The sequence below is a fragment of the Psychrobacter namhaensis genome (assembly GCF_016107545.1).
In the GTDB taxonomy this organism is placed as follows: domain Bacteria; phylum Pseudomonadota; class Gammaproteobacteria; order Pseudomonadales; family Moraxellaceae; genus Psychrobacter; species Psychrobacter namhaensis.
In genome coordinates, this window is sequence record NZ_JABASS010000001.1 from 107,081 (window position 1) to 129,899 (window position 22,819).

General features: G+C 45.2%; 17 protein-coding genes and 1 tRNA gene. 7 read left to right on the top strand and 11 right to left on the bottom strand.

All coding sequences use genetic code 11. The features are described from left to right. Positions 1 to 49: 49 nt before the first annotated feature. The 7 genes from JFC06_RS00385 to JFC06_RS00415 all read left to right on the top strand — a co-directional run bounded on the left by JFC06_RS00385 (position 50) and on the right by JFC06_RS00415 (position 12,523). Positions 50 to 655, top strand: coding sequence for a GNAT family N-acetyltransferase (locus JFC06_RS00385; RefSeq protein ID WP_198333545.1), 606 nt, complete (start codon positions 50 to 52; stop codon positions 653 to 655). A 91-nt stretch (positions 656 to 746) separates the two neighbouring features. After that, the gene (locus JFC06_RS00390; RefSeq protein ID WP_198333546.1) at positions 747 to 2,165 is read left to right on the top strand and encodes an MFS transporter; all 1,419 of its coding nucleotides are present in this window, start codon (positions 747 to 749) and stop codon (positions 2,163 to 2,165) included. 173 nt (positions 2,166 to 2,338) lie between these two features. Continuing rightward, on the top strand, positions 2,339 to 4,246 hold the full coding sequence (locus tag JFC06_RS00395) for an IucA/IucC family protein (protein ID WP_198333547.1): 1,908 nt from the start codon (positions 2,339 to 2,341) through the stop codon (positions 4,244 to 4,246). Then, complete coding sequence (locus JFC06_RS00400; RefSeq protein WP_198333548.1) at positions 4,240 to 6,426, top strand: IucA/IucC family protein; 2,187 nt, start codon at positions 4,240 to 4,242, stop codon at positions 6,424 to 6,426. The genes JFC06_RS00395 and JFC06_RS00400 overlap by 7 nt, the downstream gene beginning before the upstream one ends. Continuing rightward, on the top strand, positions 6,419 to 7,054 hold the full coding sequence (locus JFC06_RS00405; RefSeq protein WP_198333549.1) for an RraA family protein: 636 nt from the start codon (positions 6,419 to 6,421) through the stop codon (positions 7,052 to 7,054). Before JFC06_RS00400 ends, JFC06_RS00405 begins: the two co-directional genes overlap by 8 nt. Before the next feature lie 233 nt (positions 7,055 to 7,287). Then, positions 7,288 to 9,654, top strand: coding sequence for a TonB-dependent receptor (locus tag JFC06_RS00410; RefSeq protein ID WP_198333550.1), 2,367 nt, complete (start codon positions 7,288 to 7,290; stop codon positions 9,652 to 9,654). Between the two features lie 529 nt (positions 9,655 to 10,183). Then, positions 10,184 to 12,523: a FepA family TonB-dependent siderophore receptor gene (locus JFC06_RS00415; RefSeq protein WP_227670187.1), complete on the top strand. Its 2,340-nt coding sequence runs from the start codon at positions 10,184 to 10,186 to the stop codon at positions 12,521 to 12,523. A gap of 66 nt (positions 12,524 to 12,589) precedes the next feature. On the opposite strand, the gene JFC06_RS00420 is transcribed toward JFC06_RS00415, so the two are convergent. From JFC06_RS00420 to JFC06_RS00470, 11 genes are all read right to left on the bottom strand, one after another. Continuing rightward, the gene (locus JFC06_RS00420) at positions 12,590 to 12,940 is read right to left on the bottom strand and encodes a DUF3817 domain-containing protein (RefSeq protein WP_198333551.1); all 351 of its coding nucleotides are present in this window, start codon (positions 12,938 to 12,940) and stop codon (positions 12,590 to 12,592) included. Positions 12,941 to 13,135: 195 nt separating this feature from the next. Continuing rightward, a complete protein-coding gene (gene ppc, locus JFC06_RS00425) occupies positions 13,136 to 15,904 on the bottom strand; it encodes a phosphoenolpyruvate carboxylase (RefSeq protein WP_198333552.1) in 2,769 nt (922 codons plus the stop codon). A 341-nt stretch (positions 15,905 to 16,245) separates the two neighbouring features. Continuing rightward, positions 16,246 to 17,295 (bottom strand): dipeptidase, encoded by a 1,050-nt coding sequence (locus tag JFC06_RS00430; protein ID WP_198333553.1) that lies wholly within the window; start codon positions 17,293 to 17,295, stop codon positions 16,246 to 16,248. A gap of 2 nt (positions 17,296 to 17,297) precedes the next feature. Continuing rightward, the gene (gene pqqE, locus JFC06_RS00435; RefSeq protein ID WP_198333554.1) at positions 17,298 to 18,464 is read right to left on the bottom strand and encodes a pyrroloquinoline quinone biosynthesis protein PqqE; all 1,167 of its coding nucleotides are present in this window, start codon (positions 18,462 to 18,464) and stop codon (positions 17,298 to 17,300) included. Then, the gene (gene pqqD / locus JFC06_RS00440; protein WP_198333555.1) at positions 18,461 to 18,745 is read right to left on the bottom strand and encodes a pyrroloquinoline quinone biosynthesis peptide chaperone PqqD; all 285 of its coding nucleotides are present in this window, start codon (positions 18,743 to 18,745) and stop codon (positions 18,461 to 18,463) included. Before pqqD ends, pqqE begins: the two co-directional genes overlap by 4 nt. Next, positions 18,742 to 19,500, bottom strand: coding sequence for a pyrroloquinoline-quinone synthase PqqC (pqqC, locus tag JFC06_RS00445; RefSeq protein ID WP_193004946.1), 759 nt, complete (start codon positions 19,498 to 19,500; stop codon positions 18,742 to 18,744). Before pqqC ends, pqqD begins: the two co-directional genes overlap by 4 nt. Positions 19,501 to 19,521: 21 nt before the next feature. Then, complete coding sequence (gene pqqB / locus JFC06_RS00450; RefSeq protein WP_198333556.1) at positions 19,522 to 20,433, bottom strand: pyrroloquinoline quinone biosynthesis protein PqqB; 912 nt, start codon at positions 20,431 to 20,433, stop codon at positions 19,522 to 19,524. A 71-nt stretch (positions 20,434 to 20,504) separates the two neighbouring features. After that, the gene (gene pqqA, locus JFC06_RS00455) at positions 20,505 to 20,579 is read right to left on the bottom strand and encodes a pyrroloquinoline quinone precursor peptide PqqA (protein WP_075107140.1); all 75 of its coding nucleotides are present in this window, start codon (positions 20,577 to 20,579) and stop codon (positions 20,505 to 20,507) included. A gap of 338 nt (positions 20,580 to 20,917) precedes the next feature. Beyond that, positions 20,918 to 20,993: transfer RNA gene (locus JFC06_RS00460), tRNA-Arg, on the bottom strand. Between the two features lie 70 nt (positions 20,994 to 21,063). Next, positions 21,064 to 21,825, bottom strand: a complete 762-nt coding sequence (locus tag JFC06_RS00465; protein WP_198333557.1) for a hypothetical protein — start codon at positions 21,823 to 21,825, stop codon at positions 21,064 to 21,066. Positions 21,826 to 21,899: 74 nt separating this feature from the next. Continuing rightward, on the bottom strand, positions 21,900 to 22,430 hold the full coding sequence (locus tag JFC06_RS00470) for a hypothetical protein (RefSeq protein ID WP_193004949.1): 531 nt from the start codon (positions 22,428 to 22,430) through the stop codon (positions 21,900 to 21,902). Between the last annotated feature and the right edge of the window lie 389 nt (positions 22,431 to 22,819).

The window sequence follows — 22,819 nt, forward strand, 5'->3', positions numbered from 1 at the left end:
CTAAGAGAAATTTTGCAAAGCCTCTAAACCACACAATAAGGAACCATCCATGCCGACCATCACACAAAATCTGCCAGCCACCTTTGCCGTAGAGGCTTATGGTAAGGCGTTTGGGCTACGAGCGGTTAAATATCCTGAAGACATGCCAATGCTCTATAAATGGATGCACGCTGAGCACGTGGTCGATCAGTGGCAATTGCATCTGCCTATGCCGCAGCTGCGCGTACATTTTGAGAAAATGCTGGCCGATGACCACCAGCGTCTCTACATCATACTTTGCGAGGGTGTGCCTATTGGTTATACGGAGATTTATGAAACCGCTCGTGATCGACTGTCTTATTATTATAAAGCCAAAGACACTGATATGGGCTGGCACATTTTATTGGGTGATCCTGCTGTCGTGGGCAAAGGTTATTTGAAACCAACAGGGATGATGATCAGTAAGTTTATCTTTGAGCATACCGATGCCAAAAAAATAGTGGTCGAGCCGGATAGCAAGGTTGAGGTGTATAAATGGGTGGCCGATAGTTTTGCCTATCATGTACAACGACTGATCGACATGCCTGAAAAAAAGGCATCGCTTTACTTTTGTCATCGTGATGAGTTTTTTGAATCGAGGGGCTATCTTAACTTTTATGGTGCCGTTGCTTCATAAATGAAATTTTTACGCTCACTAAATCTATCACTTTTTACAAAGCTTGGCAGTACGGCAGTGCTGATCACGCCCTTACTGGTCAATGATATAAATGATGGCATTTCTTAACAGCAGTCAGGAATTGACAAGTAAGTCGCGTCAACAGGTGCTGCTGACACTGTTGCTTGGCGGTACAGTCATCAGCTTTAGTAATAGTGCCCTCAATCCTGCTATTCCCATCTTTATGTCGGTGTTCGACGTCGATATTGTGATGGGCGGCTGGGTACTGAATGCTTATGTGCTGTCTATGAGCGTGGGGCTCATGCTCAGTGGTTATTTACATAAAAAATTTGCCTTTAAGCCGGTTTATTTAACCGCAATCATGGGGTTTATGCTGGGCTCAGTGATTGGTATGTGTGCGCCCTCCATGACGATGGTGATTGTAGCGCGCGCTATACAAGGGCTGAGTGGGGGTCTGACGATTCCGCTGTCTATCGGCATGCTCTACCAGATTTATCCGCAGCATAGACACGGCAGAGTGATGGCACTGTGGGGTATTGTCATTATGATGTCACTGGCATTTGGTCCATTGATAGGCGCTTACTTGGTTGAGCAGTTTACATGGTGGACGTTGTTTGCCGTGACGCTGCCGCTGAGTGCGGTGGTCACTTTGATGGTGTGGCGGCTTTTACCGAATATCGGTTCGCCCAAGGCCAGTAAGACTTTTGATATGAAAGGGTTTGTCAGCTTGCTTATTTGGCTGCTGGCTTTGATGACATGGCTTAGCACGCTTAAAACAGACTTTTATACCAGTCTTGCGAGTGTGATTAAGACCAGTCTGCTTGCTGCTATGTTCTTGGTATCCTTTATGGTTTGGTGGGCGTATGAGCGCCGTCAGAGTCAGCCGTTATTAAACGTGCGCCTGTTCCGCAATACCGTGTATTTGCATAGTACGATTATTAGCGTGACGCAGACTTTGGGTCTGATGGTGGGTTTGTTATTATTGCCGATTTTAGTTCAGGAGGTCATGGGCGAGAGTGCCTTGTGGACTGGCGTGATTTTGATGACCGCGACGCTAATGTCTAGTATCACCACGCATTTTGCAGGCAAGCGAGTGGATAAGCACGGCGCTAGAGACATAGGGATTTTAGGTATCATCCTTAGTGCGTCATCTATGCTGCTGTTGGCATGGTGCTTGTATCAGCCAACGCTTTGGTTATTGATGTTGATTATGAGTTTACAAGGGGTGGGGGTGGGACTGGCCTATCTGCCCACCACCACGGTCGGTTTTAGCAGCTTAGCCAAAGAGGTGGTGACAGAAGGTGCGGCGCTCAACAACATCAGTCGCCGAATCGTTTCTACTATTTTTATAACGTTGGTGACGCTCTACGTGGCAGGGCGCGGGGCCCAGTTGTTAGCGACTGGTAGTATACAAAGCGTTGGCACGGCTATTCAAGAAGTGTTTGTTATTTTGGCTGTGATTTTGTTTTTGACCATTTTTTCAGCGCGGCGATTACCCAAAGCTGTCTGAATGAATGATCGAACGCTCAACAAACCCTGCTCGACCAGTCCATCAAACAAACCAGACTAAGGCGTTTTTTTAAACAAAAAATGTAAATAATTATCATTCGCTTTAATATTTATTAAACCGTACTGACTTAATTCAACCGCTTATTTTTTAGTTTTAAGAGAGGGTAGTTACCTATGAAAAATCATCAAATAGACCATAAAAATCATGGCCAAACGATTGACGTGACTGCGCCGTGGCAAGCGCCAATCGATCATAAGGCCATGCAGCGCGTAGAACAACGCGTGATCAAACAGCTCCTACAAGCACTGCTGTATGAAAACATCATTGAGTTTGAATATGAGAGTGCGGCATCGAGCAGTGACACCGTCCTCTTAGACTTTACCATCAAAGCCGCTGATAATATCCATTATCAGGCTCAAGGTTATATCCATTATAGCTTTGAGATTATTCGTTTTAATGATTGCAACGTACAGCGCATCATCGCTGGCAAGGCTTACAATGCCACGCTTGAGAATGTCATTAGCGATATTTTGTTAAAAATAGAAGATGCTGCGTTAAAAGACAGTTTTATCAAAGAGCTGCGTCACACTTTAATCAATGAAACCCAAGTGCAGCGACTGTCACCTAATTTATCAGTACCAAACATGGCCACTGCTGTTGATACGCTCACTTATGAGCAACTCGAAGGCTATTTGATGGCGGGGCATCCATATCATCCTTGTTTTAAGTCGCGTATCGGCTTTGATTTACAAGACAATTATGACTATGGGCCAGAGTTTGATCAAAATATCGAGGTGGTTTGGTTGGCGGTCAAAAAGGATCTGTTGGTCAGCAATACCGCTATTGATATTGATGTCGACGAGTGGATTAAAGACTATGTAGGCGCGGATAATTTTGCCGCGTTACATGACAAGTTAACCCATATCCTTGCGACCACGAGTGAGCAAAATGAAAACGAAGCCACTACGGCTACCGCTTATGGTTTGATACCCGCACATCCTTGGCAATGGCAAAACACCTTAATTTTAGCGCTACAACCACTCATTGAGACACAAGAAGTCATCTATCTGGGCGGTACGGGCAACCAATACCGCGCCCAGCAGTCGATTCGTTCCTTGTCTATGTTGCAAGCAGATAAAGCTTATTTAAAACTCAGTATGCATCTGATGAATACCTCAAGCACTCGTATCTTAGCCAAGCACACAGTGATGAACGCCGCGGTCGTGACCCAATGGCTGAATCAATTGGTGGCAGAAGATGGGGCAGCGCAGGCGCTACAAATCGCCTTTTTGGGTGAGACAGTGGGTGTCAGTCTAGATCATGAGATGCTACAACAACGTGGCTACCAGCACCCACATATCTATGGTGGACTGGGCGCGATTTGGCGTGAAAACGTGAGCCAATATCTATCGACCAGTCAAACGGCCTTTCCTTTAAATGGGGTCAGTTATATCCATACGGACGGCTCGATACTCATTGATCCTTGGATTAAAAAGTACGGCGCTGAGGCTTGGACTGCCCAGCTTATCAAAGTAACGGTGCCGCCGGTACTGCACCTCTTGTTTGGTCATGGTGTCGCTTTGGAGTGTCATGCGCAAAATATCGTACTGGTCCATGAAGCGGGCTTCCCCGTAAAAATCTTATTAAAAGATTTGCATGACGGCGTTCGTTATTCTCCAAAACATCTGACCCGCCAAGATTTAATTCCCAATTTTTATAGCTTGCCTGCCGCTCATGCCGCGCTCAATCGTGGCTCCTTTATCGAAACAGATAACACCGATGGTATTCGAGACATGACGGTAGCTTGCTTGTTTTTTGTAGCATTTGCGGACATTGCTATCTTTATGCAAACCCATTATCACTATCCTGAGGCCGAGTTTTGGCAACAGGTGTCTGACTGCGTCACAGAGTACCAGTCTCGTCACCCAGAGCATAAAGCAAGGTTTGCGCTGTTTGATGTTTTCGCTCCGCAAACGCGCATTGAGTCTTTGGCGAAGCGTCGCTTGTTCGGCGATCAAGTATTTCCAATCAAATACATCAACAACCCATTAGCCAAAAGCCGAGTACAGATGCCATGTTAAACATGGAGACAGTGCCAACTTTATTTCCGGTTCAGACGGATCATCCAAATATCAAACCAGACGTGGCAAGGATACAAAGCGCGTTGATTACGTATCTGATCGAGTGCGTTTTACTTGAGCAATGGATAAAAGATCCACTGATTGAGGTGACGACGACGATTGACTATCTAGCCAGCCAAAAATGGCAGCAGTGTTTGGCATCATTACCAAGCGCTTATCAAACGTGTTTTGCTCAAAATAACCCGCTATTGGTGATTCAGACGAGTAAAGATGACCGCTTACTGTTACTGGTAGAGTCGGGGTATACGGCGGCATGGCGATTACATAAATCATGCTTGCCCGTTTTATACCGCCAACAAAATACGCCTCATCTCAACGACTCTGGGCTTAATAGCGATGGTTCCAACGATCATTCGTTTAAACCACTAGAGATCGTAGAAACCGTAGAGACGCTTCTGGATATTTTACTGTCTGCTATGGATCGCGCATCTTTGAGTGAGACCGGTATTATAAAGCTAAAAGAGAGCTTGCAAGCGTCCTTAGTTGCCAAGACCCAGTCTGCTCGTGCTGACATCACCACGACGGTTTATGGTCAACCGCATTGGTATCAAACGCTAATCGCCGCCGAGCAATGGGGCTCATTAATGGATCGGCCTTTTCATCCATTGGCAAAGGGCAAACTGGGTTTTACCGCCATAGAGTATGAGCGCTACATGGCAGAGTTTCATCAGCCCATTGCGTTGGCATGGGTAGCAGTTGCCAAAACTCACCTCATGGTGGCGGATCAGGTAGAGGACATCAACAGACAGAATCCAGCGGCGTATTTATTAGATAAAGCACAGCAGAGACGTCTGGCAGAGGAGATGGCAGAACGTCATTTGAGCGATACGTATGTGGCGCTACCTGTACATCCGTGGCAGTTGACTCAGGTGATTGAGGATGCTTCTGGCAATGGTTCTTTTGGTCATTCTTCCTTTAATAATGATGCTGATGGTTACGCTGATAGCTATGCCAAGGATTTGGCAGATGGCACAATCGTCAAACTCACGTTTAATGCGCCAACCACTTATGCCAGTGCTTCAATGCGCAGTATGTTATTGAGTGCCGATACACCGCATAGTGTCAAGCTGCCGATAGGGGTGTATGCCTTAAACTCCAAACGCTATTTGCCAGCCCTAAAGTTGATTAATGGTGAAAAAAACCAAACCATTTTGATGCAGGCAAGACAGATAGATGGCACGTTATCAGCGACACTGCGGCTGTGGGATGAGCGTGTTTGGTGGGGCTATATGTCGCCTATGCATCTACATGACAAGTGCTCGACCAATCCTTATTTTTATCAAGAAAAACCCACGCATCTGGGCGCGATGCTCAGAAGTTTGCCTGCTGATCTGTGCGATGATCAAGTCCGCCTGATGCCTATGGCAAGCCTAGGTATGTTGGTCTATAAGGATGGCATCAGTCATCATCCCTTTGATGAGATGATTCAAGCGAAGTATTCAGGCTATCAACCAGTGGCCATAAACGTAGAACACATAAAAGCCGCTGCTATGGAGTGCTTCCAAAATCTGTGTGATGTGTTTTTGGGTACCATGCTGCGCTGCTTGCGTTTGGGACTTGCGCCCGAGATGCATGGACAGAATATAGTGATGGTCAGCAAAAACCATCGTTTCACCAGTTTATTGCTGCGCGATCATGATTCGTTACGCATTTACTTGCCGTGGCTTGCGCGTCATCAGATCACAGATCCTGAGTATTTAAGCCCGCCCAATTTTAAAAACCGACTGTACCGAGAGACCCCGCAAGCGCTGATATTTTATTTACAGTCTTTGGGTATATTGGTCAATATCCGCGCCATCATTGAAGCGCTGTCTGAACATTATGATCTTAGTGAAAAAGTGTTGTGGCTTGAGGCAATGAGCAGTATCGATAAGGCGCTGGCATGTATTGACTTTGATGCCGATCAATCGAAGTTTATCCGTGAGCAGCTACTGACCAATCCGTACTATCCGCATAAAACCTTGCTGTTGCCCGTCATTGAGCGCGGTGACGATCCTCATGGCAGTATGCCGGCAGGGGAGAGCAGAACCATCAATCCTTTTTTTAGAGCAAAAAACATCGAAGCAAACCTTATGGTGGATTTAATACGACAGGATGGAGAGATAAAAAGCAATGGATGACATCGATATTGATACGCTTATAGAAAACTATACAGGAATAGCCACCTCCACAATTGGTCATTTGACTGAGGTGGGGTATTTACCAGACATCACAGCGCTATCTTCTTGTACGCACACGGTCGCTGGAAAAGTCGTGACAGTGGTTTTGAACTCCGGTAACACAGAAGTAATCAATCAAGCACTGATCCAAGCGCAGCCTAATGACGTCTTGTGTATTGATGCGCAAGTATTAGGTATCAAAGCGTGCTGGGGCGCGTTGCGTACTTGCGCTGCTATTTATGAAAAGCTTGCAGGCGTCATTGTCATTGGACAGGCAACCGATTCATTACAAATTCAGCAACTGGGTTTTCCTGTGTTTGCTCAAGGCGTGAGCGCGGTCACTACGTTCAAGAGTCATGAAGCAAAAGGCGTGTTGGGAGCTGACATCCGCTATCGTTTTGGCGCGCAAAGCCCCCTTATTCGCTCAGGCGACATCGCTATTATGGATAATGATGGGGTGTTTGTATTGCCGCTAGAAGTTGCTCAGCAGTTATTGCCTGATTGCCAAGACAAGCATCAGCAAGATGAAACAAAATTCCAGCTATTTTTTGACGCTTATAAAAACAATCAACTGGACTTATTGTTTTAGTCACAGGTAGGTAGGGCAGATGAGTATGTCAATAGAGCTGGTGATGCCTCTCTCTGGCGCACTTATCTGTTATGAAGAACCCAGTGACCTTTTGGTTTGTAAATAGGTATGGAAGTGTTAATAATTATCATTTACAATACCATTCACAAAATTAGTACGCTTTGCAAGAAAGTTTAAACATAGCACCGATATTTCTCCATCTTTCAGTTACTCTTCAAATAAGTGAAATGACAATGAAAAGCCATCATCAAGTTGCCCTATCCGTTCTTACTTTATGTATTAGTCAGCAGTTATATGCGCAAACCAACGTCACTACCCCAATGATAGACACGGCCGAAAACTCGGTAGCCAGTGAGGTACCAAACGTGACTTTAGATACTATTACGGTCACAGCCAAAGCCAAAACAGGGACAGCATTGGCACAAAAAATCAGTGAGATGCCAGCGGTTACCCAAGTGATTGGTGAAGAAGATATTCGAGAGCAGGCCACAGGCAACCGTACGACAGGCGATATATTGGCTCAGCTGATTCCGAGTTTGGGTGCCAGTAGTGGCTCAACCAGTAACTATGGTACGACCATGCGTGGCCGTCCAGTGCAGTATTTGCTTAATGGCGTGCCTTTATCAGGATCACGCAGCTTGTCGCGAGAGCTAAATAGTATTGACCCAGCCCAGCTTGAGCGAGTAGAGATACTCTCTGGTGCCACGAGTATTTATGGGGCAGGCGCGGCAGGCGGGCTTATCAATCTAGTGACTAAATCAGCGGCAGGGATGGGCTTTACGGGTCAAACCCGCTTAGGGATTGATAGTAGTCGTGAATTTGAATCAGATTCCTTCGGTTATCATGTGGGACAGAGCTTGGGTTATGGCGGCGAGCGCGTCTATGGCCGTCTAGATGTGGACTATGACAATAAAGGCGGCAAGTTCGACAGCCACGGCGACCGTATCGGCCCAGATGTCTATCAGACCGATCAGCAAGATACAGAGTCATTAAGTGTCAATGCCAACTTGGGTATGGACATCGATGACAGCCAAAGCGTGAATCTGGCGGTGACTTATTATAACGATGAGCAAGATACCGACTATGGTCCAGATTATGGTAAAAATTTACAAGTATTGTTAGATCCTGATGCAGCACCTCCCTCATTAAAAGCGATCGATGGTGCGCATATCGAAAATCAGCCTTATACCACCAAGACCTCAGTAAACCTCAATTATAACAATGACGACGTTGCTGGTTCTAACCTAAGCATTACGGGTTACTACCGTGATGAAAAAGGCCGTTTTTATCCTTCTGGCAAAACTGCTGATAAACAAGCCACTGAAGTCTGGCAGGCAAACGGCCTAACCGATGAAGACACGTTAGGCAAGCTCCTAGGCGCTGCAACTTACGTGATGCAGTCAGAAGCCGATATCGAAGTAATGGGTTTACGTGCAGCGATGCAGACGGACACAGAGCTTGGTGGCAAACACACACTGTTGAGCTATGGTGCGGATTTTGAGCGTGAAAACAGCGAACAAACCTACTATGGGCAAGACTTAAACCAGTTCATCGCCAGTAATGGTCTGACCGCTGTGTCTAACGGCAAGACTTACAATGCTGGGCCAGAGACCACCATCGATAAGATTGGCGCGTTTGTCAATGTGGATATAGATATGACGGATAAATGGCATGCTAGTGCTGGTGTGCGCTATCAAAAGCTCAAATCAAAAACGGATGCCTTTATCCCGATTTATGAGCAACTGTTAGACGAATACTTTAACGATCCTCGTATCATTGGTGTGAGCAAGCAGTATGGCATTGACTATCAGGCCGGTGAAGTAGCAAAGGGTGATACTGACCATGACAAAACCTTGTTTAATATCGGCAGCAGTTATCAGCTAACACCGAACGATCAGATATTTGCTAATTTCTCACAAGGCTTCACGACCGCTGACATACAGCGTGCCCTACGTGATGTGCGGGCAGGTTTTGTGGTGAACTCGGACAACGTGCAGCCAATCGCCATTAATAACTACGACTTAGGCTGGGAAGGTAAGCGCGGTGATACGTCAGCCAGAGTAACGGGTTTTTATAATACTTCAGATAAAACCGTTCAGTTTACCAACGGCTATACCGTAGAAGTAGTCGACACCGATGAGCGCGTCTATGGCGTAGAAGGCTCGCTCACTCAGGATATCAGTGATAACTGGCAAGTAGGCGGTAGCGTGGCTTATACGCGTGGTCAGTATAAGAAAGACGGCGATTGGCTTGAGCTGGATGCGGTGCGCTTGACCCCACTCAAAGGCACGGCATTTGCACAATATAACTTTGATGGAGGCAGCAATATCCGCTTGCAAGCGTTGGCAATTGGCGGCGATGATAGAGCCTTTAAGGACCAACAAAAAGACCCTAATACAAGTGCGCAACCCGTCACAGGTTACATGACGTTAGATGTATTGGGTCAAGTAAAAATGCCTGTCGGCCGTGTCGGTTATGGCGTTTATAATGTACTCAATAAAGACTATCAAACGGTCTATCATCAAACCACGTTTGGCGACATGAACCGTCTACCAGCCACAGGCACCACGTATGGCCTGAGCTATACGGTGGATTACTAAGAGGTCGCAAATACTTATTGAGTAACCACTTATCGACTAACGATAGGAAGTTCGCCGCGTACGCTTTTTAGCCCTAGATTCACTGCCGAGCTATAGACCTAAGAGTATCGTTGTTAGCCGCTACCTGTTAGCGGCTTTAGCTTTGAGCACCCCCACGTTTGTCGCTACTATATTTTCATTACAAATGTAAATGTTAATAATTATCATTATTATTTGTATTATATTTATAATGTTGCTAGAGTGTACGTTCTTTAACACCAGACAGTGGATATTGCTTTGCGCAAGCTATTGTCAGGTGGTGGGCTGTATTCATACTTTAGTCGTTTAGCTTGTGTCATTGAAAGGGTAAAAAGTCCGTTTAGTCTGCTAAAGCGCCAACTTTACTTATGTGCCATGTCTTAAGATTCATGCGCTTTGTTCATCTGTCCTCATACTGATGTAACAAATAGGCGTTATGGCAGATGAGCCTCCTTTTATCACACAAGCTAAAAGGTCTTGATAAAACTAAGTACTTTTAGGATTGTTATTTATGCCAATGTTTTCAAATGCTTCTACCGATAAAACGTGCTTTTATTCACGTAAGCCGCAACGCGGTTTAGCAACCAATCAGGCCTTACTAAGCATCGCCATCGCGTCTATTTTTAGTACGACTGCGTTTGCTGCTGAGAGTAATGAGCGTCTTACATCACAACAAACAGCAGCACAAGAGGTTGCCGACGAACAATCCATGCCAAGCGTTGAGCTGGACACGATTGTCGTCCGTGCGGCGAGAGATGAGCTGGTGCAGGCTGCTGGTTTGTCCATTATCAGTGAAGAGGCGATCGAAAAATCATTACTGTCTAATGATGTCGCAGAAATCGTACGTAAAATGCCGGGTGCGAATCTTTCAGGAACATCTACTTCAGGTCAACGGGGTAACCAGCGTCAAATTGATCTGCGCGGGATGGGTCCGAATAACACGCTTATTTTAATCGATGGTCGTCCCGTCACATCCCGTAATGCTGTTCGTCCGGGTCGTGCCAGCGAGCAAGACACTCGTGGTGACTCACAGTGGGTACCGCCAAGCGCCATTGAGCGCATCGAAGTGTTGCGTGGTCCGGCCGCAGCTCGCTATGGCTCTGGTAGTATGGGCGGGGTGGTGAATATCATCACCAAGTCTCCCAATAAAAAAGAGTTTTCTGTGACTGGACATTATGAGATGCCAGAAAGTGATCTTGAAGGCAAGGATTGGCGTACTAACATCAATATGGCCGGCCCGTTGACGGATAAGCTGTCTTTTCGTACGACGCTTGGATATCATGACAGTGAAGGGGATGACCCTTATATTAATGAGGAAGAGGCTCAGATTGTGGATGGTCGTGATGGGCCAGCTGCTTCTGTTGCAGCAGGCCGTGAAGGTGTCGAAAATATAGACGCTCGTCAGCTTTTTGAATACGCCATGGATGCAATGAATACCGTCGGCTTTGAGGTACATTATAGTAATCAAAGTAACCGCTGGACAGGTGATTCGCAGTTTCAAACGGTGGATGAGGAATTGGTCAACGCCTTGGCAGGCCAAGAAACCAATAAAATGGAGCGCTATGGAGCTGCATTTACTCACCGCGGTGAATATGATAACACCAGTAGTAACAGCTACCTAGAGTATACGCGTACCATTAATGAGCGTCTAAACGAAGGTGCTGCTGGCCGTTATGAAGGTCAAATTTTGCCATCTGAGGCAGGAGAGTATGTCTGGACAGAAGCCACTTATGACACGCTAAACGCAAAATCAGAGTGGGATATTTATTTTGATCGTCATACATTGACTGCTGGCACAGAGTTCCGTGGTGAAAGACTAGACAATCCGCTGGTTTCTGATTTCGTGTTTGAGGAAGGCTTTGAGTTCGGCGATACAGAGACTGATCCAGCTAAGCGTGATCCAGTTTCAGACGCTTATCTTGTTGGTGCTTATTTAGAAGACAATTACCAAGTCACGCCTGATTGGTACATCACGCCTGGTGTACGTCTTGATTATCACAGCCAAACAGGTACCAATTGGTCACCGAGTCTTAATACCACTTGGGACTTTAGTCCGAACTGGTCGGTAAAAGCGGGTGTCAGTCGCGCTTTTAAAGCACCAGCGCTGTATCAGCTCGATCCAAACTACATCTACTACACCAGAGGTAATGGCTGCCCATCTTGGATACCTACTGATCAACGAGGCTGTCAAGTACTGGGTAACGCTGAGCTTGAGAATGAGATTTCTTGGAATAAAGAGCTGTCTTTCATCTACGATGATGGTACTGGGCTTAATGCGGGCCTGACTTACTATCATAATGCTTATGACAATCGAATAGGTGCTGGGATAGAGCGCGTGGCTGTAGACAATGCGACCAATCGCTCGATTTTCCAGTGGGAAAACCAAGGGGAGGCTATCATTGAGGGACTTGAAGGGTTTGTAAAAGTCCCCGTTACTGATACGGTCTCGTGGACAACTAACTTGACGGGTAATATCCGCTCAGAGCGTAAAGACAATGGTGAGCCGTTATCCTTAATTCCTAAATTTACCATGAACTCAAATGTCAATTGGGACATCACTCCGCGCTGGAACACGGATGTTGGCGTCAGCTACTATGGCACCATTGAAGCCCCTGACGTTTCTGTGACTACGGGTGATGCGCTTGACACACTAAAACTTGACCGCAAACCCTACGCGATCGCTAACGTTAGCACGCGTTATAAACTGACGGATGACATCACTGTGGGGGCGGGTATCAAAAATCTATTTGACAAGCAAATTAAACGAGAAGGCACGGGTACAAATGCCGGTGCCCGTACTTTTAATGAACCTGGCCGTTATTATATCTTTGATATCAGCGTTGATTTTTAACGTCTCGTACTGCCAAGCTTTTTCAGGATAAAAGGTCTGGGTGAGATTTGAGCAGACCCAGACTTTTTATGTATGTTTCTTTAGGTTATTTTTTAATAAATGGTCAAATATAAATGGGCCAAATGGTAAGAAAGACCCAAGTACGCCTGCGGGTATGGTCCAGTAAGGCGTTTTTATTTTAATGGCCGTCACCATCAGTATGAGAATGTAAGCGATGAACAATATACCGTGTGCCATACCGATGTATTGCACAGCTTCTGAGATGCCCATCATGTATTTTAGGGGCATGGCAATGCAGAGTAATAATAGAAAAGAAGTGCCTTCTAGGTAACCTATGATCGTGAGCGTTTTTAATGTGGAGTTTTGTTTTTTGCTCAGATTAAGGGTGGGTTCGATAGTGGGCGTAGCCTGCGACACTGTATGTTCCTCTTGTAATATCAGTAAATAACGTAGGGGTGAGCTGTCAGTATTGATATGATACTAGATATGCGAAGCGCATTTGAGGTTTTATTATTAATCGCCCTATATCCCCACTCTAAAGTGCAAGCTAAAGTGGAAGGATATAAGGCGATTTTGGTCAACTATGATGTGAATAAATATGCTGTTCTTTCGTTACCCTGTATTACGCAGACCAGCCGCCAACGCATTGATACTACGGATGAGTGGATCTTCAACGGCAAGACTACCGTCTTTATCTGTAGTTTCTTCTTGTCTGGCACGTTTTAACAGCTCGATTTGTATATAGTTAATCGGATCTAAATACGCGTTTCGCCATTGCAGTGACGCGGCAAGATTTTGTTGATTAGATAATAAGGAGCTTTGGTCCAGTAAAGCGTTCAGGCCTGCATAGGTGAGCTCATGTTCATCAATGACGGCTTTCATGATGTTTTCGCGTAGCGTGTCGTCGTCACATAACTGGCTATAGGCCTGCGCAATACTCATCTCAGATTTGGTAAAAGCCATCTCGATATTGCTGATAAACACGTTAAAAAATGGCCAGCAATCATTCATCTCCTTCATCAATGCTTCGTCTTCTTTGACGCTGTGCAGCGCACTACCGACGCCATACCAAGCAGGTAACGTAAAACGGGCCAATGACCAACCAAATACCCAAGGGATCGCTCGCAAGGTCGTTTTACTGGGTAAGCCTTTTTTACGATGGGCTGGACGTGAGCCGATATTTAATAAAGAAATTTCCTGTACAGGGGTCACCTGTGAGTAGAATTGATAAAACCCTTCCGTGTGATCCGTAAGTTTACGATAACGCCGCTCACCTGCCTCTGCTAAACGCGCAAAGAGCGACTCATAAGTTGGCAACTCAGGGGGTTGTACGACAAATCTTGAGGAGCATGCTTTAAGCGTACCGGTAATACCCATGGTCAACTCAAATACAGCGGTATCGGTGTTGGCGTATTTGGCATAAAGCACTTCGCCTTGCTCCGTCACTTTAATTTGTCCGTGTAGTGTACCCGCTGGTTGAGCAGCGATAGCATCATGGGTTGAGCCACCGCCACGACTGACAGAGCCCCCGCGACCATGGAATAAGCGGGTTTTGATGCCATATTCATCCGCGATACGATTGATGGTCTGCTGCGCACTATAAAGCTGCCATGCAGAGGTGATGATACCGCCATCTTTTGAGGAGTCTGAATAACCCAACATGATTTCTTGGGTATTATCTGAGTGCGCAAGCAGTCCTCGATACAGCGGGTTGTCCAAAACGGCAGGTAATATATGATCGATGTTTTTAAGGTCTTCGATGGTTTCAAACAAGGGTGCGACGGGTAAATCAGCGGACAGTTGCCCTTTGTCATCGACTCTGCATAAGCCTGCAAAACGCATGAGTAGCAACACCTCAAATAATTGACTGGCGTTGTTGGTCATCGAAATCACATAACTACCAAAAGTATCTTGCCCGACCAGTTTGCGCAAGGTCGCCACTGAGTTCATCAACGCCAATTGTTCGCGGGTTTTATCGCTCAAGTTGTCGCTATAGATGAGCGGTGTGCCGGGTCTTTCAAGCAAGCGCGTCAGCCACTCTTGTCGCTCCGTTTCATTAAGCGTTTGATAGTCTGGCAAATTAGACGCACTGGCAAAAATATCGGCAATGACTTCACTGTGATAAGACGACTCTTGACGAATATCGAGCGCCGCTAGATGAAAACCACAGGTTTTGACCAAACGAATCGTATCGAGCAATAAGCCTTCGTCATGCGCGGTATCGTGGGTATTCACACTTTGACGGATGATACGTAAGTCTTCTAGTAGCTCTTGTGGGTTGGCGTAGGCGTCTTTTTTAGCCTCACGATCATCACCTTTACTTTGAATCAGTTGATTGGTGGCTTTGACTTTATTAAGAATCAAAGAGAGTAACCGGCGATAAGGCTCGTTACTATAATCATCAAGATTGTAAGCAAATACCCGCTGATCAAGTTCGGCGTAATGGTTGATCTTGGCATACACCTCAGGGGCAATCGTAACGATTGTATCGCTATGAATCAGCTGGCGGCGCAGTTTTTTAATCAACACTTGATAGTGACGCAAGACAGTATCTGCATGCATCAATACGGCCATTTCTGTGGTGTCGTGAGTGACAAAAGGATTGCCATCTCTGTCGCCACCGATCCAAGACCCAAAGCTTATGAAAGCGGGTAATGGGTAGTCGGTAAGCTCTGGATAAACCTCAACAATGGCGTCTTTAATATTACGGTAAACCTTAGGAATGGCATTGAATAAACTGGCATTAAAATAGTGTAGACCATTATTGATCTCATCATAGACTAAGGGCTTACGCGTACGCACTTCATCCGAGGACCACAATAAATCAATCGTTTGTGCCGTTTTTTCTTTCGCTTGCTCGTAGGCAAAACTGTCTTCTGCAAGATTGTTTAAGGCGTCGCTATGCGTGAATAAACTCTGCAATAGATTCATCGTTGTCCGGCGACGCGCTTCAGTAGGATGGGCGGTAAATACAGGGATAAATTTTAGCTGATCAATCAGCTCCTGCATTTGAGTGGGTTCAACATTGCGCGCGCGGCATTCAAGTAAGGTGCGACGAAACGAGCCTTCCCAGCTTTGATCGGATTGTATACGTAGTGCATGGCGCTCTTCACGCAAATAGTTTTCTTCACTTAAATTGGCTAAGAAAAAATAGATAGAAAAGCTACGAATGACGTTTTTTAGGGTCTTATTGTCTAATGAGGCAATAAAGTCAATGAGCTGCTGCTTGTTTGCTTCGTTAGGCGCGCGGCGCTGCTGGATAAAACCTTTTCGTAGGGTCTCAATCGTATCAAGCGTTTGTTCGCCAGTCTGACGAGAAATCGCATCTCCTAGAAATGACCCTAACAAGCTAATGCGTTCACGTAATACGTTGTTATCCATAATCGTCCTTAACTTTCTTATTAATAAATAAACCGGCTCTTAGTGCAGCAGAGTATTAATAAAGTAGAGAGTTTATCAAGCGCAGTCAAGTCACTTTGGAATGTGCGACTTATTTAACAAGCGTCACAGGCACTTGTTCTCAAAGCGCTGATAGATGAGGCGCTAAGAGATATGTGTTCATATAAAGATAAGTTGAGTCAGTTTTAAAATGTCTGTAAGGTTGTTTAGTCAATCTACGTTTTAGTCGTGGCATTATTATCCGCCCGCTGTTACCTGACCTAGATATCACTAGTATTCGTTAATTCAGAAAAACGGTTTTTTATGAAGAGTCATATACGTGATCACTGCCATATCTTATTCAACACACTAAACCAATTTTTTGACGTCACCTTTTCAATGAGTTGATCGGAGAAGTGTCGTTGTTGCATGCGCTCAATCAGCATAGAGATTTGACTGATATCAGATAAATCATCAGGCAACAGACAACCATCAAAATCAGAGCCAAAACCAACATGATCTTCACCTAGATGGTCAATCAAATAGGCCAGGTGATCGACAATCACATCAAGCGAGGTTTGCGTATTACGCTGTCCATCCGCACGAAGAAAAGCAACGTCAAAATTTACCCCAACCATACCATCGCTTTGTTTGATGGCCGCCAGCTGGCGATCGGTCAGATTTCTTGCTTGCTGACACAAAGCGTGCGCATTGGAATGGGTCGCGACAATGGGCTGATCCGCAATTTCTAGCGTATCCCAAAACGCACGTTCATTCATATGAGCCACGTCAATCAGCATGTGTTTGTCACGACACGCTAAAATAAGATCTTTGCCTTGAGTAGTCAGACCAGAGCCTGTATCCGGAGAATGCGGAAAGTGTGCATTTAAACCATCACCGAACAGACTTCTTCTATTCCAAAGCGGACCAATGCTCCTAAGTCCTGCATCATAAAACACATCCAATAATTCGGGCTTAATGGCTAGTACTTCAGCGCCTTCAAGATGAAGAACAATGGCCAGTTGCTGATTTTTTTGACAGGCTCGAATTTGTGCAACAGACGTACAAATTTGAATCTGACCTTTTGAGCGCGCCTGTAATTGCTGAGCAAGCGCTAACTGGGCACGGCAAATATCAATGATTTCTTGCGGAGTGAAGTCTGAGTGCGAAGGATTGTTTAGCTTATCAGGATGGTTGTTTTGAACATAAGCGTACGGCGGCAAGAAGATAGAAAATAAGCCGCCCATCCATCCTGCTTGTTGGCAACGTGCTAAATCCAAATGCCCCGGTAGCGAGCCATAAATAAAATCATGCACAGGATCTGCGGCTGAACTCAACCACAGACGGGTTAGTAGATCATTATGTCCGTCAAATATTATGGGCTGAGTATTCATATTTAATCCGTTACCGTACGAGTAGGAATCAGTTGCTCTTGGCTCGTTTGTTTATCACTTAGCAGCTTAGAATTTTTAGGGTTCCTAAAGCGCAACTCTTCAAAAGGGACGGGCGTTTCGCTGTTGGCCCGCGCTTCTTCAATCAAGTAGTGATAAGGCGATTTGCCACACACAGGATCAGCATTTTTGGCATCGCCCGTCAGCATAAAGGCTTGGCAACGACAACCGCCGTAATCGCGTTCTTTGTCTGGGCAGCTTTGGCACATGTCGGGCATCCAGTCGTCACCGCGAAACTGATTGAAGCTGGCAGAGTCATACCAAATGTCTTTTAGAGGCGTTTGTCTTACATTAGGAAAGTCTATAGGCATCTGTCTGGCGGCATGGCAAGGTAGGGCAGTGCCATCGGGTGCTACGGTTAAGAAAATCTTGCCCCAACCATCCATACAAGGTTTTGGGCGCTCTTCGTAGTAATCAGGCACTACAAAAATGAGCTTGCATTTGATCCCACGTTCTTCAATCTTTTTGCGATACTCATTGGTAATGAGTTCGGCTCTAACCACTTGCGCTTTGGTCGGCAATAGACCTTCGATATTTTCAAATGCCCAACCATAAAACTGACAGATAGCCAGCTCAACAGTGTCTGCTTCAAGCTCTAAACACAGATCAATTATCTGATCGATCTGATCAATGTTTTGCCGATGAATCACAAAGTTAAGCACCATTGGATAGTCGTATTGCTTGACCAAACGCGACATCTCATACTTTTGTTCAAAAGCATGTTTTGAGCCTGCCAAGGCATTATTGACTGTAGGATCGCTGGCTTGGAAACTGATCTGAATATGCTGTAGGCCCGCTTCTTTTAGACTAGCGATTCTAGCCTCAGTCAGTCCCATACCTGAAGTGATCAAGTTGGTATAAAAACCTTGTTTATGGGCATAAGCGACCAGTTCTTCTAAGTCTTGACGAACGAGAGGCTCACCACCAGAAAACCCAAGCTGCACCGCGCCCATCTGCCGCGCCTGATCAAACACATCAAACCACTCCTCTGTCGTCAGCTCCTGCTTATACTGAGCATAATCAATGGGGTTTGAGCAATAAGGGCATTGCAATGGGCAACGATAGGTTAGCTCCGCAAGTAGCCATAATGGAAGCCCTACTGGCGCAGTCATTCTAACTCAATCCAATGTTCACGCTGGGCCACCAGCATATACTCGATAATGTCTTGCTCGATTTCAGGAATGTCACCAAACATGGCTTTCACCTTTTTAATAATATCAGCAATGGATGCTTCACCATCAATATGTTGACCAATGATGCTGGCACTGTCATTGAGTTTGATCATACCTTCAGGGTACAGTAAGACATAAGCGTTTTGCGCCGGCTCAAACTGAAAGCGATAACCATGCCGCCACACCGGTACGATAGATTGGTCTAGATCAGGTAAACTCATTTAAACAATCCTTTATGCCAGACATTATCAGTCGTGACGCTTTGGTAAGGGGCTTGGTTATGGACATAAGCCAAGCTCAAAGCATCCAAAATCGTCCATAAAATATCAAGTTTAAATTGTAGGATCTCAAGCATGCGTTCTTGTTGTTCAACCGTTTTGAATGAGTCTAATGTGATGGTTAGGCCGTGCTCAACATCACGGCGGGCTTGACTCAAGCGTGAGCGGAAGTAGGTGTACCCTTCTTCTTTAATCCAAGGATAATGCTTTGGCCAAGACTCCAAGCGAGATTGATGAATCTGCGGAGCAAAAAGCTCGGTCAGTGAGCTACTGGCCGCTTCTCGCCACGACGTACGGCGAGCAAAATTCACATACGCATCCACAGCAAAACGAACACCCGGTAGCACCAATTCTTCAGAAATCACTTGCTCACGAGTCAGACCAACCGCTTCTGCCAGACTTAACCACGCTTCACGGCCCCCGCCATCAGGATATACCCCATCTTGATCAATCATGCGCTGAATCCACTCTTGACGCACCCGCTGATCGGGGCAATTTGCCATAATAGCCGCATCTTTTAGCGGGATGTTGATTTGATAGTAAAATCGATTGGCGACCCACGCTTGGATTTGCTGCTGCGTCGCTTGACCTTCGTGCATCATGATATGAAAGGGATGGTAAATATGATAATACTGACCTTTCGCCAAAATCGCTTGTTCAAATGCTTCTGGGCTAAGTGCTGTTTTTTCTGCTTGCATCGTCTTCACCTTGCTGTCGCCTTACAATTCAATCTGCATGCCATCAAAAGCTACTTCAACCCCATGTTGTTTTAACTGGGCAGCTTGTTCAGATTTTTCATTGAGTATCGGATTGGTATTGTTGATGTGGATCAATATTTTGCGAGTATGGTCGAGTTGATCTAAATAATGGAGCGAGCCGTCTTCACCGCTGATATGTAAATGCCCCATGTCTTGACCGGTTTTGGTGCCGACACCGCATTCTTGCATTTCGTTGTCAGTCCATAGAGTGCCATCAATCATCACGCAATCAGACGTTTTCATGATTTGCATAATGTCATCGTCAATTTTGCCCAATCCCGGCGCATAAAAGAGTTGTTTTTGTGTTTTTAAATCTTTCACAATCAGAGCAATATTATCGCCATCATGCGGATCATTGCGATGCGGCGAGTAGGGCGGTGCTGAGCTTCTAATTACCAAAGGGGTCAATTCTAAATTGCTGAAGCCTTCAATGTTAAATGTCTGTTTTGGATCAATTTGATTGTATTGTAGGCCGCCATTCCAATGCTTTAACATGTTAAAAATAGGGAATCCTGTCGTGAGATCTTGATAGACCATGTCGGTACACCACACAGGAATTGGACAACCTTCGCGCAGGGTCAATAGCCCTGTGGTATGGTCAAGCTGACTGTCCATCAAGACCACATTGGTGATCCCTGTGTCTCTCACTCCACGAGCTGGCTGAGCCGCCTTAAACTCAAATAATTGCTGGCGAATATCCGGTGACGCATTGAATAAAATCCAATCTGTGCCATTTTCTGATATGGCGATTGATGACTGGGTACGAGTCTGTGCTTCAATCGTCCCTTGACGAACGCCATGACAATTATAGCAATTGCAGTTCCACTGTGGAAAACCACCACCAGCCGCTGAGCCTAAAACATGAATATACATAAATCAATATTTCCAAAAAAATAAAAGCCCTAATCATCTAGGGCTTTTAATGGATTGAGGTCTAGTAAGTTTTAACGAGCTTCGAAATACATCGTGATTTCGAAACCGATACGAATGTCTTGAAAAGCAGGTTTAGTCCATTGCATGGGATTACTCCAAAAGGATATGATGGATTCATCGTTGAGATGACTGAAAGTAATTATCAATGGTAGTATAAGCTGACCCTTTATGTCAATTTGTTAGATGTTAACTTGGTAGGTTTTAGTAATGAAGCCTGAGGGCAAAATTCAAACTGTATCTGTCTTGGCGGTTTAGCTGTTTTCACCTGAGAATCTGTAAGAAGTTTGATAGGCATGGTCAAAATGACGGTATCCTGTTTGGTGGTATCGGTGAATACCGTAAACTACCATGGCTTATCGGCAAACAAAAAACCCTTGCAGCGCGTGGCATACAAGGGATTATCGGTAATTAAAATTATATTTGATGGCGCGCCCACCAAGACTCGAACTCGGATCGGTCGCTTAGGAGGCAACTGCTCTATCCTGTTGAGCTATAGGCGCATTATGGAGAGACATTGTAGGAAAAAGCTGTCATAAAAGCAATCAACAAAACCTAAATAGAGACAATTTATCAGGATTTGCCGTTACTAAGCGCATCAGCGACATCTACAGATGTATCATTTGATGCTTGTTTTGCCCGTGATGTTGGATTAAATAAGTCGTCTACGCTATTTTTATAACCTTCAATATTGTGATAATCATATTTTTTTAATATGTCTTGTCCTGTGCTTGAGAGTAAAAAGTTGCGGAAGTTAACAGCGGCAGTATTGTCTGTCAAAATAACACCTTCAAGCGTTTTCTCGTCTCTCAACGCATAGTTGTAAGAGTTTAGGGTGCGTGAATTTGTATCATCTATCTTAGCCGTGTCGGTTTTACTGATCGCTTCTTCTTGATTGTTTTGAGCGGCTTGTAGCTCTGCTTGTAATGGTGCAAGTCGTTCTGTGGGCAGGCTATCATTAGCGATAATCATATCTACACCTACCACAAACTCTGAGCGCTCATCGTCACTAGAAGTGGCATTCGATAGTGTCAGAAGAGTATGAGCGGGTACGTAGCTTGCCTGCACTTGTACGTGAGGATAGCGAGACTCAAAGCTGACGACGACATCTTCTAAGGCTGCTTGTAAATTTTCTTCCGCTTGTATGTATAAGGTGCTGTTGGAGACGGCATTTTCCTCTTCTTCAGGCACTACGATAGGTTCTTTTTTGTTGGCCATGACAGGTAGGGGGTCTATGTTCTTACGATTATGAATCCATAACCAAGTGAAGACAGCAATGAAGAGTATCAAAAGCAGTAAAATCAGCCCAGCCAGTAGCAGCTTGTAGTCTTTCATAGGTGACCGCTCTTCTTGTTAGTTGGTTTATGTTAAACGTCAAATAAGACAGTGTACGTGACGTATGGCTTGGTTTAAATCTGCTGATGCAGCACTTCGTCTGCTAAGTCGGCCAGCATTTCTGCAAAAACATCTGTATTTTCAGAGGGTTTTATTGCCTGTTCACTGCTTTTATGACCAGTACCAGTACCGTCACCGGAGCGCGCGGGTTGATAGTTTGAAGGGGAAGTGGAGTGGTTGTCAATCGCTTTTGTAAGCGTTGTCGCTTGATGCGCTGCTAGTGGTGATTGCCCTGTGGTAAGTTTGTCTTTAAGCCACCTAAAGCCGTGTGCTTCCCACCATGCTTCAAAGCGTGGTAACGTACTGCCGCGCACTGCGTTCGGCAAATTTAGTGTCCGCAATTTTTTTGCCAACACAGGGTCGCTAATAGCCTGATGAATACTGAGATAGAGGGCACTGCTATCATCAGTAAATGGGCGCCTATTTTGCCATGACGTGTTATCAATTTTCATACGCGGCAACTGCCATAATTCACCACGATAGTAAACCACGTATAAACGTTGTTGAGGGTGAACGAAAATGGCATCAATAGGACGCAAGGGCATAGTGTTAAATTGTCTCGTTGATAAAAAGTTAAATGTACACAAGGCACAGAAGTGGCACTAAAAAAATCGTCATTCTCTCTTCTGTTAAGCGTGAGCTGTTGTTAAACATGAGCAGCGTAACAAGGCGACACCAGCCGTCGCAAGGTATTATAATACTGGTATCTACACTAGTAAACGATAACCATCAATGGCACACTGACAGTCAGCGCAGTTTTAATGCTCATCGTCAATGCATAAAATCAATGAGCGTTGTCACTTTTTGTTTATAATCATCATGCTAGCAGAAATGCAATACCGTAACGACTGCCAAACATGTATTGATGAGTATCGTTTGTGGCTTGATCTTTATTTTTATCAACATCTTTAATCTTAGATTTTTTATCTTATCT

What these genes read in the sequence shown, in the direction of transcription:
- JFC06_RS00385 (WP_198333545.1), top strand. Translation starts at nt 50, where the DNA reads ATGCCGACCATCACACAAAATCTGCCAGCCACCTTTGCCGTAGAGGCT.
- JFC06_RS00390 (WP_198333546.1), top strand. Translation starts at nt 747, where the DNA reads ATGATGGCATTTCTTAACAGCAGTCAGGAATTGACAAGTAAGTCGCGT.
- JFC06_RS00395 (WP_198333547.1), top strand. Translation starts at nt 2,339, where the DNA reads ATGAAAAATCATCAAATAGACCATAAAAATCATGGCCAAACGATTGAC.
- JFC06_RS00400 (WP_198333548.1), top strand. Translation starts at nt 4,240, where the DNA reads ATGTTAAACATGGAGACAGTGCCAACTTTATTTCCGGTTCAGACGGAT.
- JFC06_RS00405 (WP_198333549.1), top strand. Translation starts at nt 6,419, where the DNA reads ATGGATGACATCGATATTGATACGCTTATAGAAAACTATACAGGAATA.
- JFC06_RS00410 (WP_198333550.1), top strand. Translation starts at nt 7,288, where the DNA reads ATGAAAAGCCATCATCAAGTTGCCCTATCCGTTCTTACTTTATGTATT.
- JFC06_RS00415 (WP_227670187.1), top strand. Translation starts at nt 10,184, where the DNA reads ATGCCAATGTTTTCAAATGCTTCTACCGATAAAACGTGCTTTTATTCA.
- ppc (WP_198333552.1), bottom strand. Translation starts at nt 15,904, where the DNA reads ATGGATAACAACGTATTACGTGAACGCATTAGCTTGTTAGGGTCATTT.
- JFC06_RS00430 (WP_198333553.1), bottom strand. Translation starts at nt 17,295, where the DNA reads ATGAATACTCAGCCCATAATATTTGACGGACATAATGATCTACTAACC.
- pqqE (WP_198333554.1), bottom strand. Translation starts at nt 18,464, where the DNA reads ATGACTGCGCCAGTAGGGCTTCCATTATGGCTACTTGCGGAGCTAACC.
- pqqD (WP_198333555.1), bottom strand. Translation starts at nt 18,745, where the DNA reads ATGAGTTTACCTGATCTAGACCAATCTATCGTACCGGTGTGGCGGCAT.
- pqqC (WP_193004946.1), bottom strand. Translation starts at nt 19,500, where the DNA reads ATGCAAGCAGAAAAAACAGCACTTAGCCCAGAAGCATTTGAACAAGCG.
- pqqB (WP_198333556.1), bottom strand. Translation starts at nt 20,433, where the DNA reads ATGTATATTCATGTTTTAGGCTCAGCGGCTGGTGGTGGTTTTCCACAG.
- JFC06_RS00465 (WP_198333557.1), bottom strand. Translation starts at nt 21,825, where the DNA reads ATGAAAGACTACAAGCTGCTACTGGCTGGGCTGATTTTACTGCTTTTG.
- JFC06_RS00470 (WP_193004949.1), bottom strand. Translation starts at nt 22,430, where the DNA reads ATGCCCTTGCGTCCTATTGATGCCATTTTCGTTCACCCTCAACAACGT.